9 protein-coding genes and 1 pseudogene are annotated in these 20,156 nt (G+C 41.8%); all 10 read left to right on the top strand.

Annotation, left to right across the window (positions count from 1 at the left end):
- Positions 1–79: 79 nt before the first annotated feature.
- The 10 genes and pseudogenes from H8S40_RS10975 to H8S40_RS16555 all read left to right on the top strand — a co-directional run bounded on the left by H8S40_RS10975 (position 80) and on the right by H8S40_RS16555 (position 20,116).
- Positions 80–589 carry a DUF5104 domain-containing protein gene (locus tag H8S40_RS10975; RefSeq protein ID WP_024720781.1) on the top strand — a complete coding sequence of 170 codons (510 nt, stop codon included), beginning with the start codon at positions 80–82 and terminating at the stop codon, positions 587–589.
- Between the two features lie 338 nt (positions 590–927).
- Positions 928–1,398, top strand: a complete 471-nt coding sequence (locus H8S40_RS10970; protein WP_022616344.1) for a hypothetical protein — start codon at positions 928–930, stop codon at positions 1,396–1,398.
- A 197-nt stretch (positions 1,399–1,595) separates the two neighbouring features.
- Positions 1,596–2,234, top strand: a complete 639-nt coding sequence (locus H8S40_RS10965; RefSeq protein ID WP_117553179.1) for a CHC2 zinc finger domain-containing protein — start codon at positions 1,596–1,598, stop codon at positions 2,232–2,234.
- Positions 2,158–3,522, top strand: a complete 1,365-nt coding sequence (locus tag H8S40_RS10960) for a virulence-associated E family protein (RefSeq protein ID WP_204987892.1) — start codon at positions 2,158–2,160, stop codon at positions 3,520–3,522. The genes H8S40_RS10965 and H8S40_RS10960 overlap by 77 nt, the downstream gene beginning before the upstream one ends.
- 248 nt (positions 3,523–3,770) lie before the next feature.
- Positions 3,771–3,968 carry a hypothetical protein gene (locus H8S40_RS10955; protein ID WP_005335835.1) on the top strand — a complete coding sequence of 66 codons (198 nt, stop codon included), beginning with the start codon at positions 3,771–3,773 and terminating at the stop codon, positions 3,966–3,968.
- 47 nt (positions 3,969–4,015) lie between these two features.
- Positions 4,016–4,675, top strand: a pseudogene (locus H8S40_RS10950) (DNA topoisomerase); the annotation flags it as partial.
- A gap of 75 nt (positions 4,676–4,750) precedes the next feature.
- Complete coding sequence (locus tag H8S40_RS10945) at positions 4,751–11,041, top strand: SpaA isopeptide-forming pilin-related protein (protein ID WP_186582104.1); 6,291 nt, start codon at positions 4,751–4,753, stop codon at positions 11,039–11,041.
- A gap of 88 nt (positions 11,042–11,129) precedes the next feature.
- On the top strand, positions 11,130–11,270 hold the full coding sequence (locus H8S40_RS10940) for a hypothetical protein (RefSeq protein WP_008688072.1): 141 nt from the start codon (positions 11,130–11,132) through the stop codon (positions 11,268–11,270).
- A gap of 6 nt (positions 11,271–11,276) precedes the next feature.
- A complete protein-coding gene (locus tag H8S40_RS10935; RefSeq protein WP_144167203.1) occupies positions 11,277–12,365 on the top strand; it encodes a DUF5688 family protein in 1,089 nt (362 codons plus the stop codon).
- A 68-nt stretch (positions 12,366–12,433) separates the two neighbouring features.
- Positions 12,434–20,116, top strand: a complete 7,683-nt coding sequence (locus tag H8S40_RS16555) for a helicase-like domain-containing protein (protein WP_186582103.1) — start codon at positions 12,434–12,436, stop codon at positions 20,114–20,116.
- The last annotated feature ends 40 nt before the right edge of the window (positions 20,117–20,156 follow it).

The raw sequence follows: 20,156 nt of genomic DNA, 5'->3' as shown, positions 1-20,156 counted from the left end.
TAATGATAGTAAGAAATTTTTTGTAATGACCTTAATCCAATAAGTGATTTTGCAATTATCAAGTAAAGGATGTAATTATATGAAGAAAGTACTGTTGCTTTTCAGTGTGATTATTATACTCGGTTTAACAGGCTGCTCTAACAAATATTTCAATGACTGGTTTAGCTCTGAACAAAATGAAACGGATAAGATGTGTCAACAAATTATCGAGGCATGTAAGCAACAGGATTCAGAGAAACTCAAATCTCTATTTTCCGAAGAAAGCAAAAAGAACATTGAGAATTTAGACACTGAAATCTCTGCTTTTTTCGATTATATTGAGGGCAGTATCCAAAGTTTTGAGGGCGATTGTGCATCATCAAGTGAAAGCAACTATGGTAAAAGGAAAACGGAATTGGATGGTATGTATCTCATATTGACAGAGAAGGAACGGTATTGTATGAATTTTTATATGTATAGTGAGGATGATGAAAATGCCCAAAATGTGGGGATATATAAAATTGAAATTGCATTAGAGAGCGAAGTGGCTGAGGATAATTTTATATGGGATAATCCCCCAAACGGTATTTTTGTTGGAGGACAAAATTGATTTTTGTTATGAGAGAACATTAAAGTATAAATTTCGGATGGTATAAGAAAAACTGACTACAATTAAATCTTCACAGCTTTACTAAGCAAGAGATCCGAATGATATGCTCCCTTCATGATGACAGTTTGTTTTTTCACTGTCTCTCATAAAGGGAGCATATCAGAAAAGGTCTCCTGCTTTTTTTCCCAAAAACTGAATATGGAACTCTAAGGCACTTGCTGTTTTCGTTTTGAAAATGACAGGTGCTTTTGCTTTAGGGAGCAAGAAAATATCTTCCATTCTTTAGGTTGATGAAGTATAATGTAAGCAACAAACTTGAAGTTTAAGGGAATGATATTATGGATTTTGCTATATTTAGATTGTTTATAAGAGTTTCATTATTTGTTATAGCTTTAATTGCTTGCATTATCTATCTAATTAAAAAAAGAAAACTTATCTATTCGATATTTTTTGATAAAGAAGCGATAAAAAAAGAATATACTGGAAAAAATGATATAATATTTCTTCGATTGGCTAATACCATTCTTGTTATAGTAGCTATTCTTTTAATCTTATATTTGAAAGATTTTGTTTTAGATATGCCTTACATCATAAACAAACAGTATAGTTATGCAGAAGGATATGTAACTGAACAATCTCATGGTGGTGCAGATATATCTTCTGAAAGAAGAAGTATTTTTCTATATGATAAAGTTAAAGATGATGAAATCGAAATCACAGTATTTTCAAGGTATGTTGATAAAAATACTTATTTAAAGGTACAATATCTTCCGCATACGAAATATGGTGCTATTGTAGAAAATAAATAATTCATTCTAAAAAGAAAAATCCCAGTTTGTATAACTGGCAACCCAACCACAATTAAATCTTCACAGCTTTGCTAAGCAGGAAATCTGAAAAGGTCTCCTGCTTTTTTGCACCTAAAATTAAATATGGAACTTTAAGGCACTTGCTATTTTCGTTTTGAAAATGACAGGTGCTTTTTTCGTTTCAGGAAAGGAGTCACATGAATGTATTTGAAATTGTAAAAGAAAATGTTACTGCCCGACAAGCCGCAGAAGCCTATGGCTTGAAAGTGGGTCGCACAGGTATGGCGTGCTGTCCGTTTCACTCGGATATGTCCCCCAGTATGAAGCTGGATGAACGCTATTACTGTTTTGGCTGCGGAGCAACCGGAGACGCTGTTGATCTCACAGCGAAGCTATTCGGTATCGGGCTGAGGGAAGCTGCTGTCAAACTTGCTGAAGATTTTGGTCTTAACTATGACAGCCGACAAAAGCCCAGTGTCCGCCCTCGTATTCGTGAGCCGACACCGGAGCAGAAATATCAAAAAGAAGAAAATCATTGCTACAAGGTGCTGACGGATTATTTTCATCTTCTTAGAGAATGGGAAAAGAAATACGCTCCTAAACAGCCGGATGAGGAATGGAATCCTCTGTTTGCAGAAGCACTGTATAAGAAGAACTATATCGAATATCTGCTTGATATTCTTCTGTATGGTTCATTGGAGGAACGAAAAGCACTTGTGGCAGAACAGAGAAAGGAGGTGTTGAAACTTGAACAACGAATTGCAGAACTGTCAGCAGACAGAACCATGCACAGTAGAAGAAATCCGAAACAGCTTAGAGCAGAGCGAGAAAGGTAAGGTTTATAATACTGCCGCAAATTATAAGCGTGTTCTGCAATATGACCCACTTTTGAAAGGAGCTATCCGAAAAAATCTTCTGACCGAAAGAATCGACATTGTGAAGCCCCTCGGTTGGTATCGTGACAGCCCGACATTGACGGATGTGGATGTGAAATATCTGCTCCTATATTTTGAAGAAAACTATGGATTGACCGTAGAAAAGAAAATCATAGACGCAGTTGCGGTTATTGCCAACGAAAACCGTTACCACCCTGTCTGCGATTTTCTCAATGCCCTACACTGGGACGGAACGGAACGCATACGCTTCTGTCTGCACCGCTTTCTCGGTTCTGATACAGATGATTACACCTATGAAGCATTGAAGTTGTTTCTGTTGGGTGCTATCTCACGAGCCTTTAAGCCGGGGTGCAAATTTGAGGTAATGCTCTGTCTTGTAGGCGGTCAGGGAGCCGGAAAGTCCTCTTTCTTCCGTTTGCTTGCGGTCAATGATGATTGGTTCTCTGATGACTTGAAGAAGCTGGATGATGAAAATGTGTACCGCAAAATGCAGGGGCATTGGATTATTGAAATGTCGGAAATGATTGCAACCGCCAACGCTAAGAGCATTGAAGAAATCAAGTCCTTTCTGAGCCGCCAAAAGGAAACCTATAAGATACCCTATGAAACACATCCGGCAGACAGAAAACGACAATGTGTGTTTGGAGGTTCTTCCAATACCCTTGACTTTCTTCCCCTCGACCGAACAGGCAACCGCCGCTTCGTTCCGGTTATGGTCTATCCTGAAAGGGCTGAGGTTCATATTTTGGCAGATGAACAGGCTTCAAGAGAGTATATCAATCAGATGTGGGCAGAAGCTATGGAGATTTACAGAAGCGGAAATTTCCGTCTGAGATTCAGTCCGGCTATGAACGCTTATCTGAAAGCCCACCAAAAGGACTTTATGCCGGAGGACACAAAGGCAGGACAGATTTTAGACTATTTGGAACGCTATTCCGGCAGCATGGTCTGTTCCAAACAGCTTTATAAGGAAGCACTGGGGCATGATTATGACGAACCGAAACAATGGGAACTGCGAGAGATCAACGACATTATGAATAACGCTGTCACAGGCTGGAGGGCGTTCAGCAATCCTAGGTATTTTCCAGAGCCTTACCGCAGACAAAAAGGCTGGGAGCGTATCAGGAACGACAACGAGCCTGACAACAGCATGGATGGTTTTCAAGAAATCCCGACAGAGGAAATGGAACAGTTAGGGCTTCCGGAAGAATGGTTGAAGCAAAAATAAAAGCTCGTTGTCGCTTCGGTTGTCGAGCCGGTTGTCGGTCTGGTTGTCGGGCAAAAATCCCGAAAGCCTTGATATTGCGGCACTTTTCCCTCTCTGACAACCATGACAACCAATATTATAAAGAAAAAGGAAATAGTAAAAAGATAGTATCGCCCGATAAAGAAAAAAGGTTTTCTGATGTCCGTTGTCGGAACTTCGTTGTCAGACCTTTCCTTGTCGGGCTTTTTTCATTCAAGGAGGAATATCGTATGACAAATATTGTGAACAGTACACTACCCACCCCAAATAACCATTCGGAGAAAAACAAACCGGATGGAGTTTTTGTGATTAAGCAAGGCAAAACAAATTATAAAGTCAAAGTGTTTTTTGACCATAGTAGCGGTTTGACTGCTGAGGACAGATTGAAACGCATTATTCAGGCAGAAGCAGAGAGAGAATCTGCGTAAGTAATATAAAAAATATCCACGCACCCCCTTGACAAAAGCTTTCAGAAGATACCCTGCTTTCTGCGATGGAACGTGCTGGGAATGAAGAACTGACCGAAGATACGGAAAAGAAAGGACTTGGTACTCCGGCAACAAGGGCAGCAATCATTGAAAAACTGATTCAGTCTGGTTTTGTGAAAAGGGAAAAGAAAAATCTGGTGCCGACAGATGATGGCAATGTACTGATTACGGTTTTGCCGGATGAGATTAAATCTCCGAAGATGACAGCAGAGTGGGAAATGGCATTGAATCACATTGCCCAGAATACAGAGACAGCAGATGAATTCCTAAATGGGATTACAGAGCTGATGCAGGAACTGGTTGCCAGATATCAGGCTATTTCAGAAGAAAAGAAAGAGCAGTTTCAGGGAAAAGCAAAAGGGGAAGTCATTGGCAAATGTCCCCGATGTGGAGCTGATGTCAGGGAAGGAAAAGTAAACTTTTACTGTTCCGACCGGAACTGTGCTTTTACCTTATGGAAGAATGATAAATTCCTTGCAAGCCAGGGGAAAAAGATGGATAAGGCGGCAGCAAAGAAGTTCCTGTCTAAAGGAAAAATCCATTATAAGGATCTGGTATCCAGAAAAACAGGGAGACAGTATGAAGCAACTGTGGAAATGATTGATCCCGGCGAGGGAAATGTGCAGTTCAATCTGATTTTCCCATAACGATAAGTAATGTATTGCAGGCAGTCTAAGGACTGTCTGTTTTCATACAAATATTATGAAAGAGAGGACCTTAGCATGAAGAAAAAAGGTAATTTTAGGAAAGTAGTATCTGGATTGCTGGCAGGCATGACAATGCTTAGTACAGTGTTGTCTCCGATGACTGCATATGCAGCGGAGATCCAGCCAGAGGAAAAACCGCCACTTTATGAGGAAGTGAAAGACCTTCTGGATGAAGAGGAGGTGGTGACTGCCAAAGATTATGAACTTGAAACAGGCAGTGTATTTGATGTGAAATCAGACTACACAGGACTGGAAATCAAGGATGATGAAAAGGTTAAAGTCACATTTGAGGAAGCAAAGAACGACAAGAATGAGGATTTTACGACAGATCATGTGGACACTTACAAAGCGGTCTATTATGTGGAACCGGTAAATCAGGAGCATCCGAAGTATCAGATCAGCCGAAAGCTGATTGTGCGTGAGAAAGAAACAGAAGTGCAGACAGAAACTGCAGGGAGCGAAGCAGTAACCGAATCTGAAACAGCTGGCAGTGAACAGCAGACAGAAGAAGCGGAGGATTCAGAATCAGACTCGGAAATTACCGATATTGATGCTGATGAATTTGATGATTTAGTAGAGCAGGCACAGAATCAGGATACCTATGATGAAGAATCCGGGTTAGAGCTTCACGATGTTTTGGAACAGGCAGGAGACGAAGGTGTGGATCTTGATTCTATGGAAGAGGGAGAGATTGCAACATTTGAAGCAGTTTTGGCTTATTCAGCAAGAAGTACACAGCAGGTAACAATCGAAAAAGGACCTCTGTATAGATATGCAGATTATAATCTTGGAACCTATCTGACAGAGCCGTACTATATCAGCTACGGAAGCGTCAGAGCAACTGCGTATTGTGTACAGCCGGCAAAACCAGGACCAGGATCTGGAAATTATACAATCACAAAGATCGGGGACAATCAGGCGTTAGCAAAAGTGTGTTATTACGGTACAGATGCCGCAGGAAGCGAAAGTTTTTTTGCGAATAAACACACGGATTTTTCAGAAGGAAAAAGATTCATCATTATTCACATGGCTGCATCTTATGCCAATGGAAGCAGTGATGCATTCTATGGAACAAATGCTACAGGCGAGGCTTTGGCAAAAGAACTCTATAATTATTGTGCAAATAAGCCGGAAATACCAGATGTAGCGATGTCATTTTCCAAACCGAATGTAAAAGCTTATGTAGATGGAAATGTTCAGAGAACGGAGAACATTAAGTTCAATGCATCTTCCCAGCAGAAAATCACAATGGACTTACCAAAGGGAGTGAAGCTTTATAATGTATCTACTGGAAATGTAAGTGCGGCAGGTGCAAGCGTAACAATTGGAGGCGGAACCACGTTTTATCTTTCAGCTCCTCTGACACAGACAAGAGATGTAAGTGCTACTTTTTCTGCAAAAATGAAGGGAAGTATTACAAAAGATTATTCAGCATATAAACTGACTACGAATGCAAGTGTTCAGGATCTGGCATTTGTGTTTGGAGAAGGTGTCGCTGATGAAAAATATGTAAGCTTAAAGGTGTCCTGGATTGAACAGGCTACGATCGAAATCGTAAAGAAAGACGATACAGCGGATGTTAATCTTGCAGGTGCAGTGTTCGGTGTATACAGCGATGAGGCTTGTACAAAGCTGATCATTCAGATGCCGGCAACAGATAAGAATGGAAAATCTTCTGTTACGATCATCAAGACACAGGATACTGTTTATCTGAAAGAGATCACCGCACCACAGGGATATGTGGTAAATGCAACGGCAACAAATGTAAAACTGGTAGCAAGTAAAACCTCATCGGTAACTGTGGAAAATAAGGAACAGCTGGCAGAGCTTACCATTTACAAAGAAGGACAGGTTCTTACCGGAGCAGATGTCAGTGAAAATGGAACGGTATTCCAGTATGAAAACCGCAGACAGAAAAATGCAGTGTATAACGTGTATGCCGGGGCAGATATCGTAACTGCTTATGGCACAAAAGTGTACAGCAAAGGTGACCTGGTAAAAGATAATCTGACTACGGGAGAGAATGGTTCTGTTACACTGAAGAACCTGCATCTTGGAAGCTATGTGGTGAAAGAAGCAAAAGCACCGGACAATTTCTATAACGGCAGCGAAGAAAAGCCAGTGACTCTGACTTATGCCGGACAGAATAAAGAAGTTGTATTTGCAGATGTGACTTTTAACAACGAAAGACAGAAAGCAGATGTTTCCGTAGTAAAACAGGATAAAGATACAAAGAAACCACTGAATGGCGGTATTTTTGCTCTGTATGCATCCGATGATATTAGAAATGCAGACGGAACCGTTGTTGTGAAAAAAGGAACACTGATTGAGAAAGCAACTACTGGAGCAGATGGAACTGCAAAATTCACAGCAGATCTTCCGATTGGATATTCCTATTCCGTAAAAGAAGATCAGGCGCCGGAAGGCTATGTAAGAAATACAGAAGATGTGTATACGTTCAAGTTTTCTTACACCAATGATAAAGAAGCAACCGTATTATTTGCCCATACCTTCAGCAATGACCGTGTGACAGCAAAGATCAATTTATTCAAAGTTGATAAAGAAACAGGAAAAGCAGTACCACAGGGAGATGCCACACTGAAAGGTGCGGTTTATGGTCTGTATGCCCGTGAAGATATCGTGCATCCGGACGGAGCAACTGGAACTATTTATAAAGCAGGAGAACAGGTAGCATCTCTTACAACAGATGACAAAGGACAGTCTTCTGTAAAAGGTTTATATCTTGGCAAATATTATGTCAAAGAGATCACACCGCCGACCGGATACCTGGCAGATACAGAAGAGCATGATCTTGTGTGCAGTTATGAAGGAGATATGACAGCAGAAGTAAAAAGAGAGTGCACTTCCAGTGAGCAGGTCATCAAACAGCCATTTCAGATCATCAAAGCAGCCAACAATGGAAAGACCGATGCAGATCTGTTATCCGGAGCCGGATTTACAGTTTATCTGAAATCTTCCCTTACAAAGAAAGCAGATGGAAGCTATGATTTTGATTCTGCCAAACCAGTAGTGAGTGGAGAAAATGGAGCAACTGAGATTTTCACAGATGAAAAAGGGTATGCCTGCAGTATTCCATTACCATTTGGAAGCTATATCGTGCGTGAAACTACAACACCGCACAATTACAAGCCAGTCGATGATTTTGAAGTGAATATCACAGAACATCATCCAAACGAGCCACAGATCTGGCGAGTGCTTCTGGATGAAGAGTTTAAGGCAAAACTGAAAATCGTGAAAAAAGACGATGAAACAAAGAAATCTGTATTGATTGCCGGGACAGAATTTAAGGTATATGACCTGGACAACAAGAAGTATGTGGAGCAGGTAACAACTTACCCAGTGACAACTACTCACAAGTCCTATTTTACGGACAGCCAGGGATATCTGATCATGCCGAAGAATCTGAAGATCGGACATTACCGGATTGAGGAAGTCAACGCACCGGAAGGGTACACAATCAATAAGAACTATGTAGAGATTGCGGTGGATGCAAATACAGCATACCAGATGGATTCTGAGAGCGGAGATGCCATTATTACGGTAGACTACGAGAACCATCCGGTAAAAGGAAAGCTGACGATCTATAAAAAAGGTGAGATGCTGACCGGATTTAAAAAGGATTTTGTTTATGAAGAAAGATACCTGAAGGGTGCATCATTTCATGTCTATGCAGCTGAAAATATCTATACACCGGATTATCAGAAAGATGAAAACGGAAACAGACAGCTGATCTATGCAAAAGATGCACTGGTAACAACGGTAACGACCGGGGAAGACGGAAAAGCAGTTGCTGATAACCTGCCGCTTGGTTCTTACTATGTGGTAGAAAAGACTGCACCGGAAGGATTCGTCCTGAACCATGACAGATCGGATGTCTCATTTGTCTATGCGGATCAGGATACACCTGTGATCGAACAGGAAGTGATGGTTGGCGATGACCGCCAGAAAGTTGCAATCCAGGTAGAAAAACAGGATGCAGAAAATGGTGCAACCGTAGCAGGAGCTGTCTTTGGCATCTATAACACAGAAGATCTGAAGAATGAGAAAGGTGAGATCATTGTAAAGGCAGATACACTTCTGCAGGAAATGACTTCTGATAACGATGGTCTTGCAGCATGTACGCTGGATCTGCCGCTTGGACAGTATTATGTGAAAGAGTTAAAAGCACCGGCGGGATTTGTATCCTCTGATGAAGTTCTGAATCTGGATGCTTCTTACCAGGGGCAGGATGTGAAGACAGTAAAACTGAAAACAGTGAAAAAGAACCAGCCGACAACAGTTGAAATCACAAAATCTGATGTAACAACAGGTGTGGAACTGGATGGGGCAAAACTCACCGTTCTTGATAAAGAAGGAAATGTTGTGGATCAGTGGACTTCTGTAAAAGATCAGCCACATGTGATCAAACGACTGACTGTGGGTAAAGAATACACCCTTCGAGAGGAAATGGCACCGTATGGATATCTGAAAGCGACGGATGTGAAGTTCACACTGGAAGATACTGCCGAGATTCAGAAAGTAGAGATGAAAGATGAAGTTCCAACAGGACTTCTGATCATCAACAAAAATGGAGAGTTTCTGGATAAGGTGACACTTTTGGATCATGTAAAAGGTACCGTGGAGCATCTTTTTGAGTATGTAACCGGAAGCCTTTCAGATGTGGCTTTCGATGTATTTGCTGCGGAAGATATCAAAGCGGCAGATGGTGTCAGTGAAGATTATTTCAAAGCAGATGAAAAAGTAGGAACCATTACCACAGATTCCAATGGTATTGCACAGATGGGAGATCTCCCGGCTGGAAAATACTATGTGAAGGAAGTAAAAACAGCTCACGGTTATGTGCTGGACAAAGAGTCGAGATATGTTGACCTTTCCTACCGTGATCAGGACACACCAGTCATCACTTATGATGAGAAATGGCAGAATGCCCGTCAGAAAGTAAAGGTTACGGTTCTGAAGAAAGAAAAAGATACAGAACGTGTTCTTGCAGGTGGTGTCTTTGGTCTTTATACCAGTGAAGATATCAAAAATGCAAAGGGCGAGGTACTCCTTGAGAAAGACAGTCTGATCGAGCAGCGGGTAACGGATGAAAAAGGACAGATTACTTTTACGGCAGATCTTCCGGTAGACGGAAAATACTATGTGAAAGAAATCTTTGCGCCGGACGGATTTGTTACAACAGAAGAAGTACAGGAATTTACCTTTGAATATGCCGGAGAAGACCAGGCAGAAGTAAGCTACGACTTTACTTTTGAAAATCAGCCAACCACAGTGGAGCTGTCCAAAACAGACCTGACAACAGGTAAAGAACTTCCAGGTGCACACCTGAAAGTAACGGATTCAGATGGCAATACAGTAGATGAATGGACTTCTACGGAAGAATCCCATGTGATCAAAGAACTGGTTGTTGGTAAGAAATACACCATGACAGAGACAAAACCGGCAGATGGATATGTCACTGCAGAAAGTATTACTTTCACAGTAGAGAATACAGCAGAGGTTCAGAAGCATGAGATGAAAGATGATGTGACAAAAGTAGAGATCAGTAAGACTGATATCACAGGAGAAACTGAGATTCCAGGTGCGAAACTGACGATTCTCGATGAGGATGATCAGGTAGTAGAGAGCTGGACTTCCACAGAGGAAGCACACTATATCGAAAAACTTCCAATCGGTAAATATACCTTACGTGAAGAGCAGGCACCGAAAGGATATCTTCTGACATCGGATGTTAGTTTTGAAGTAAAGGATACTGGAGAGATCCAGAAAGTAGCTATGAAAGATGACACTGCCAAGGGAAAAGTGATTCTCAATAAGACAGATAAATCATCAGGAGAACCGCTGAAAGGGGTAGAATTTGAACTCCGTGACAGCAAAGGAAAGGTACTGGAAACCTTAAAGACAGACGCTGCCGGTCATGCAGAAAGTAAGCTGTATGAGATTGCCACATTTAAGAACGGCAAATATGATACAGCAATCAAGTATTATCTGGTGGAAACAAAAACACTGGACGGATACACACTGGATCAGACCAAGCATGAAGTGACATTTGCCTATGCAGATGACAGTACACCGGTTGTAGAAGTTACCTTTAATCTGACAAATGAGAAACCGGAAGTTCCAGAAACACCGAACACACCGGATATACCACAGTCCCATGAAGAGACAAAGGTATCAAACGCACCGAAAACAGGTGACAGCACGAATATCTGGCTGCCAATCTTGCTTCTTGTAATCTCCACAGGAGGTATGGCAGGACTTTATATCAGCAGGAAAAGGAAATAAGGAAATTAAAACCAACGGTTATGATTGGGAGCTTCTATGTGAGGCTCCCTTTTTCATACAAAAAAATCACAGAAAGGAACAGAAAACTATGATGAAAGCAATGGAAAAAAGACAGGAAGCACGAAAAAACCAGGAGAAAACAGTAAAGAGAATGATGGCTTATCAGAAGAAAGCCGAGCAGATGGTCAGCAGAAAAAGAATGAACCATCACATGATCAGAAAGGGGTAAAAGCGTATGATGAACAGAAAAGAATTTTATGAATATGTCAAAGACAATGTAAAGGAGTATCTGCCAGAGTCTTATAAGGACGCAGAAATTAAACTTCAGGAAGTAGAAAAAAACAACGGTTTGAAGTTGACAGGTATTACGATTCCAAACGGAGATCAGAGAATCGTACCGACAGTCTATCTGGATTCCCTCTACCAGGAATATATCCATGGAAAAGATGTAGACTCTTGTGTTGGCGATGTGGCTGATATGCGTATTGAGGCACAGGGAAAAGCAGAATTTTTTGATATGGGAGTTCCAGATATTCTGGATTATGAAAAGATGAAGGACAAATTACAGATGAGAATTTGTGATAAGGAATGGAATACCGATCTTCTTGCAGATAAAGTAGTCACAGAACACGGAGATTTTGCAGCTTATTATGCAGTAAATCTGGAGGAAAATGGAGAAGGGATCAGCAGTATTCCGGTAACTGTTTCTCTGATGAACGAGTGGGGAGTATCTGCCGAACAGATTCAAGCGAATGCGATGGTGGCAGACCGAAAACGTGGTGTCACACTTATGGATATGAATGAGATTATCAAATCTATGATTTTTGGTGAAGAACCAGAAAACCTGCTGAATGAAAAAATGGATATGGAAGCCATGGAAAACCCAATGTTCTGTCTGACAAACAAAGCTAAGATGAATGGAGCTTCCCTGTTACTGCAGGAAGATATTCGTAAACAGATTGGGGAATGCCTGGGAAGTGATTACTTTGTCATCCCATCTTCCATTCATGAAGTGCTGATTCTTCCTGATAACGGCATTTTTCAGGTTCCGGAATTAAATGCGATGGTACAGGAAGTCAATGAGACACAGGTGGAAAGACAGGAACAGCTTTCGGATAAGGTTCAGTTCTGTGATAAAAAGACCGCAGTAATGGAAAATGCTGAGCGTAGGGAAGCTCGTTTGGAGAAAGAAAAAGCAGCCGAAAAAGTGGAAGTAAAAGGTGGAATCCATGGAAGACTGGAAAAAGCCAAGGCAGAGATCAAGGCAAAAGAGGCAGACAAAGTGCCAAAGAATAAGTCAAAAGATCTTGCCGCAGCATTATAAAGAGAAACAACGATGATTTTAAGGGGACTGTACTAAGCAGTCCCTGATTTTATGAAAAGGAGTAGCACATGGCAAATAAATTATATGCAATGGAACAGCTGACGGAAGAGGTGGCAAAAGATGTAGCTGCCAGTCCGCAGGAATGGATGCGGTTCCTAAACACTTCATCCAGACTGTACAAATATACTTTTCCAGAACAGCTTTTAATTTATGCACAGCGACCGGAAGCAACTGCCGCAGCATCCATGGAAATCTGGAATCAGAAGATGTACCGCTGGATCAAAAAGGGATCCAAGGGGATTGCCTTGATTGACAATACTTCCGGACCAAAAACAAAACTTCGGTATGTATTTGATGTGCAGGACACTTATAAAGTGCGGAATCTGGGAAAAGATCCACAGTTATGGAATCTTCCAATGGAAGGTGAACAACTGGTTGCAGATTATCTGCAGGAGCAGTTATCACTGGAAGATACAGAAGGAGGGCTTGCTGAAAGTCTGCATCAGGCAGCGAAGGAGAGTATGCAGGAATGGCTTCCAGATGCATTGGAAGAACTGAGACTGGATGTGACAGGGACATTTTTGGAAGAACTGGACGAACAGAATCAGGAAGTAGAATTCCGGGAACTGATGACCAATAGTGTCTGGTATGTATTACTAAACAGGTGTGGACTGGATGTACAGGAATATCTGGATGCAGAGGATTTTCGGCATATTACGGACTTCAATCAGCTGAAAGTATTAGGACATCTGGGAAGTGCAGTCAACGAGATCAGCAGACCAGTTCTGATGCAGATTGGACGATATGTTCTGAATGATCTGGAAAATGACCTGAAAACGGTTGCAAAAGAAAAAGAAGTAGCATATAATGAATTTAACACGTTAATTCGTGAAAGCAATACAGATAACACAGAAGATAGAGAAGAAAAAAAGGAGGAAACAGACTATGAGAGAGATCAGTTACAGCCAGAACGGAGAGTATCAGATTCCAGATATCAGCCTGGAAGAGACGAGAGGAACCATCGGCAAGTACGGAATGATGCGGAAAGAGTATCTGAGAAATCACAAGGTAGCCAGGTTCAACATTCTGACACTGCAGAACCGTCTGGACAGTCATCTGATGGAGATCGACAGCCAGGCAAGACAGAGAGTAGACGACCTGATGAACGAACTTCTGGAGAAAGATCCGGCACCGGACAAAATGGCAGACGGGATGGCATGGACCAGACACATGAACCAGATCAAGGCACAGGCAGAGGAGCTGGTGATTCAGGAGATTATTTACAGTTAAGTCTGTTCCCAACAGAAGAGGAACAGTTAGGAGAAATAAGGAAAGCGGCAGCTGCATTGGAACAGCCAGCCGCTTTTCTTATTTCCGATGAAGTGGTAAATGATATTCTCCGCACGGGAAGCGGACAGAAAAATACACTGTTTCATATTACAGCAAGACTGATTGAAGGTCTGGATAATGAAGAAATGCGGAGTTTTCTGAAAGATGAATATGGAACTGGTGGCAAAGGATTTACCATAGATGGTCAGAAAATCAGTATCTGGTATGACAATGATGGTATCCGTATCCGGCGAGGGGACTCTGCCAGAAGAAACTTTGACCGCATGGTTACGTGGGAAGAAGCAGCGAACAGAATTCGGGATATGTATGAGGATGGAAATTACGTGGATAATTTGATTTCCAATAATGCCATTGAACAGGAGCAGGAAGAAATGACCAATCTTCTTGCACTTCATTTTCGGGATACTTGCAGAAACTGGGAAAAGAAACAATCATATTCAGACTGGCAGGATGTAGTGAGTGGAGCATGGACAGATCAAGAGGAAGCAGATGCGATTGTCTATCGTTTTGAATGGCTGCAGAAATATATGGATGAGAATCCGGGAGATTATCACCGCTGGGAGATTCAGCATAATCCGGAATATTTCCAACGCTTTCAGGATCTTCAGAGGGAGCGTTCCTGGGTAGACCAGAAATTTACGGTCGAACGTCCGGCACTATCCTTTATCACACAGGATGAAATTGACGCAGTGTTAAGAAGAGGCGGCATTACTGCAGGAGGACGTAACCGAATCTATGAGTATTTCATGGAACATCATGATATGAAAGATGCAGCTGAGTTCCTGAAAAATGAGTATGGAACAGGTGGTTCCTCACCCGGAATACCAGGAGCAGATGCTTCCGACGCATCCCATGATGCAAAAGGATTAAAACTTGCAAAAGGGAAAATTGGCAGTCCAGAGGTAGAAGTTTTATTAAAGTGGAACAAGGTTGCAGAACGTGTTCGCCAGTTAATCCGCACAGATGATTATTTGTCACCGGAAGAAATGGAAAAGTACGAAGAACGACAGGAAGCACAAAGACTGGCAGATTTGGAAGAAGCACAGCAGATGTTAGGAGAACAGCTGGAGCAGGATACTTTGACAGCGGAAGATATAACTGATTTGCGATTAGTTGATTCAGAATATATGTCTGGTACCAGAACAAAAATCCACGATTTTGATTGCAAAGTTAAGGGAGAAGCGAATCGACTTCAATACACATTAGAATATCATGATGATGGAGAAGGTTTCACGATTCATACGGAAAAAGATGATATTTGGAATCGAATGTCAACACAAGAATTGGAACGTCTGGATGTAAAACTCGGACAAGAAGTACTTTATTATCATTATCACAACAAAACTGTAAATGCGGATACTTTAGATGAATTACGGGAAATCAGGGAAGAAATTATGGAGGAAGAGTCCTTGTATTTTACTGCTATTTCTCAACGTGTGTGGACAGATTATGATAAAAAAGAAAAAGAATTATCTGGAGAAGTTGAGGTATCGGAAGAAAAAGAATCTTTGGAAGAGATTAACGGAATATCAGAAACGATTCCAGCAACGAACTTCCGCATCACAGATGATGAGCTTGGACAGGGTACAGCAAAAGAAAAGTTCCGTGCCAATATCATGGCTATCCAGTTGTTAAAGAAATGTGAGGATGAGAATCGCAATGCAACACCGGAAGAACAGGAAATCTTATCCAGGTACGTTGGCTGGGGAGGTCTTGCAGATGCATTTGATGAGACAAAATCTGCATGGGAGACAGAATATCTGGAATTAAAGACCGTCCTTACACCGGAAGAATATGCTGCAGCCAGAGCTTCCACATTAAATGCTCATTATACACAGCCGATTGTGATTGAAAGTATGTATCAGGTGTTGGAGAATCTGGGATTTACAAAGGGAAATATCCTGGAGCCATCTATGGGAGTCGGGAACTTCTTTGGAAAGCTTCCAGAGAATCTAAACCAGTCCAAACTCTATGGAGTGGAACTGGACAGCATCAGTGGCAGAATTGCTAAACTTCTCTATCCAGATGCCAATATCCAGATCAAAGGCTTTGAGAAGACGGATTATCCCAATGATTTCTTTGACGTGGCAATCGGAAATGTGCCATTCGGTGCATATAAGGTCAATGACCGTCAGTATGACCGCTACAATTTTATGATTCATGATTACTTTCTTGCCAAGACTATAGATCAGTTACGTCCAGGTGGTGTAGCTGCGTTGATCACAACAAAGGGAACTATGGACAAGGCATCACCGGAAGTCCGGAAATATTTGGCAGAGCGTGCAGACTTGCTGGGGGCAATCCGACTGCCGAACACAGCTTTTAAGGCAAATGCAGGAACAGAAGTCAGTGCTGATATTTTGTTTTTCCAGAAGCGTGAGAGTTTCACAAAAGAGATGCCAGACTGGGTGAATTTGGAGAGTGATGCAAATGGGATTACCATTAACAAGTATTTTGTTCAGCATCCGGGATTGATTCTTGGTGAGATGAAAGAAGTGTCCGGTCCGTATGGTATGGAAACAACCTGTGCTCCAATGGAAGGAGCTGATCTGGAATTACAGTTACAAGAAGCTGTAAAACACATCAAGGGAAGCATGGTAGCGGCAGTAGATATAGAGGCAGAACTGGATGAGATGCCAGAGAGTATTCCGGCAGATCCGAATGTTCGAAATTACAGCTATACGGTGGTAGATGATCAGGTATATTACCGTGTCAATTCTTTGATGAATCAGGTGAAAATGCCTGCAGCCACTGCAGAACGTGTAAAAGGCATGGTTGCAATCCGTGATACCGTTCGTGAACTGATCGCCATGCAGATGGAAGAATTTGTCACAGACGAAGAAATCCAGAAACAGCAGAAAAAACTGAATCAGGTGTATGATACCTACACAGCAAAGTATGGAGTTATTGGAAGTAATGCTAACAAACGTGCATTTTCTGATGACTCTTCTTATTGTCTGCTGTGTTCCCTGGAAGACTTGAATGAAGATGGAACATTGAAGCGGAAAGCGGACATGTTTACCAAACGAACCATTAAAAAGGCGGTCGCTGTGACAAGTGTGGAGACAGCCACAGAAGCACTTGCTTTGTCCCTAAATGAAAAGGCTAAAGTAGATCTCCCATATATGGCACAGTTGACCGGAAAGACCGAAGAGAAAATCACAGAAGAGCTGGTTGGAGTTATCTTCAAAAATCCACTGACAGACCAGTGGGAAAGTGGAGATGAATATCTGTCCGGAAATGTTAGGGATAAATTAAATACAGCGAGAACTTTTGCAGAGAATCATCCAGAATTCACACCGAATGTCCGTGCATTGGAGGCAGTTCAGCCGAGAGATCTGGAAGCATCGGAGATTGAAGTGCGTATTGGAGCCACCTGGATTGAACCTTCGGATTATCAGGAGTTTATGGTGGAACTGCTTCATACGCCGAGGTATCTTGCGCAGAAGGAAATACAGGTAAAATTCTCTGAGATAAATGGTGAGTGGAGGATTACAGGAAAGAACGCCGACAGTCCAAGAAATGCGTTTGCCTATGCAACGTATGGAACGGAGAGAGCAAATGCCTACCGGATTCTGGAAGATACCTTGAATCTAAAAGATGTTAGAATCTATGATAAAGTCGTAAATGACAATGGGGATGAAGTGCGAGTTTTGAATAAAAAAGAAACTATGTTGGCATCACAAAAGCAGGATGCTTTGAAGGCTGCATTCCAAGATTGGATTTTTAAGGATCAGCAGAGGAGAGAAAGACTGGTAAGCGTGTACAATGAACGTTTTAATAGTATCCGTCCCCGTGAGTACGATGGAAGTCATCTGACTTTCCCAGGAATGAATCCGGAAATAGAACTTCGATCGCATCAGAAAAATGCAGTCGCACATCAGCTATACGGTGATAATGTGCTTCTGGCACATGTAGTAGGAGCTGGGAAGACTTACGAAATGGTAGCGGCGGCAATGGAGAGCAAACGTCTGGGATTATCTCAGAAAAACCTCTTTGTAGTTCCAAACCATTTGACGGAGCAGTGGGGAGCAGAATTCCTGCAGTTATATCCAGGGGCGAACATTCTGGTAGCAACGAAAAAGGATTTTGAACCGGCAAATCGAAAGAAGTTCTGTGCCAGAATCGCTATGGGAAATTACGATGCTGTTATTATTGGTCATTCCCAGTTTGAGCGTATTCCAATCTCTGATGAGAAACAGGAAGCCATGCTTCAGAGGCAGATTGATGATCTGGAAATGGCAATCCAGAGTGCAAGGTATGAACAGGATGGTGGACGTTATACCGTCAAACAGATTGAAAAGACAAGAAAAACATTGCAGACAAGGCTGGAGAAACTGAATCAGAAAGAGAAAAAAGATCAGGTAGTTACGTTTGAAGAACTGGGAGTGGATCATTTATATGTAGATGAAGCACACAGTTATAAAAACGCATTTCTTTATACAAAAATGAGAAATGTAGCCGGGATTGCACAGAATGAAGCACAGAAGTCGGCGGATATGTTTAATAAATGTCAGTATCTGGATGAGATTACCGGAGGAAAAGGCATTACCTTTGCTACGGGCACACCGATTAGCAACAGCATGACGGAATTATATGTTATGCAGAGGTATCTGCAGAACAGCAAATTACAAAATATGGGACTTGGACTGTTTGATTCCTGGGCCTCCACCTTTGGCGAGGTAGTCACGAGCATTGAGCTTGCACCAGAAGGAACAGGCTACCGTGCAAAGTCAAGATTTGCAAGATTTTATAATATTCCGGAACTGATGAATATGTTTAAGGAGATTGCAGATATCAAGACTTCCGATCAGTTAAAGCTTCCTGTGCCAGAGGCGGAATATGAAACAGTGGTGCTGAAACCAACGGAACAGCAGAAAGAAATCGTAGAAAGTCTGGGGGAACGTGCAGAAGTTGTCAGAAACGGAGGGGTAGATGCTTCGGTTGATAATATGCTGAAAATTACCAACGATGGAAGAAAATTGGCATTGGATCAGCGTTTGGTGAACGAATTATTGCCAGATAATCCAGAAAGCAAAATATCAGTCTGTGCAGAGAAAAGTTATGAGATCTGGAAAGGCACGGCAGCACAGAAATCTGCACAATTGATTTTCTGTGACTTGAGTACCCCGAAAGGCGATGGCAGCTTCAATGTTTATGATGACTTGAAGCAGAAATTGATGGAAAAAGGTGTACCGGAAAAAGAGATTGCTTTTATTCATGATGCAAATACAGAAGCAAAGAAGACGGAGCTGTTTGGAAAAGTGAAATCCGGGCAGGTTCGTTTTTTGATTGGCTCAACAGCAAAGATGGGTGCCGGGACCAATGTGCAGGATCGTCTGATTGCGTTGCATCATCTGGATATTGGTTGGAAACCATCTGACTTGGAACAGAGAGAAGGGCGTATTATCCGCCAGGGAAATCATAATAAAAAGGTTCATATCTTCCGATATGTAACAGAATCCACATTTGACAGCTACATGTGGCAGTTGATTGAGAACAAGCAGAAATTCATTTCTCAGATTATGACCAGTAAAGCACCTGTGCGAAGCTGTGAAGATGTGGACGAAGCGGCACTTTCCTATGCAGAGGTCAAAGCTCTTGCAACCGGAAATCCAGCAGTAAAAGAGAAGATGGCATTGGATGTTGATGTGGCAAAATTAAAACTTTTAAAAGCCAACCACATGAATAACCAGTACCGCCTGGAAGATGATATTGCAAGGAATTTTCCACAACAGATTGCAAAACTGACAGAAATCATTGACAGCTACAAGGCAGACATCGCTCATTATTCTGAGCATAAAAGCACAGATCCAGAGCAGTTTACTATGGAGATTGGTGGCAAAGTGTTCACAGAAAAGAAAGAGGCAGGAGCAGCACTTCTGGCGGTATGTAAAGATATTAAAACTGTAGATGCTGCGATGGATATCGGAAACTATCAGGGATTCAATATGAGGATTCAGTTTGATGGATGGAGTAAAGAATTTATATTATCTGTCAAACATGAGGCTGTCTCGAAAGTTCATCTTGGAGCAGATGCACTTGGAAATATTACCCGTATCAACAATCTGTTGGACAGTTATCCAGAGAAGCTTTCAGAAGCACAACAAAGATTGGAAACAGTGTATGAACAGATGGCAAATGCGAAAGAAGAAGTGGGAAAGCCATTTCCAAAAGAAGAGGAGTTGAACCAGAAACTGGAGCGACTGTCAGAGCTAAATGCATTGCTCAATATGGATGAACGGGAAGATGCAGAAGCAGAAGTATCTGAATCAGATGAGAAAGAAGAAAGACCGGCACGTGGTTCTATCCATGAAAAACTGCAGATTTGTAAAGAAAAGAGTCAGCGGGAAAGTGAAACTGGCAAGGATAACAGAAAACGGGACTTTGGTCTGGAATAAGAAAACAAGGAAGATGGCATAATCTGACAGAAAATATGTT

The organism is Ruminococcus hominis (genome assembly GCF_014287355.1).
Taxonomy (GTDB): domain Bacteria; phylum Bacillota; class Clostridia; order Lachnospirales; family Lachnospiraceae; genus Schaedlerella; species Schaedlerella hominis.
This window is presented reverse-complemented; position numbering and strand designations above follow the sequence as displayed.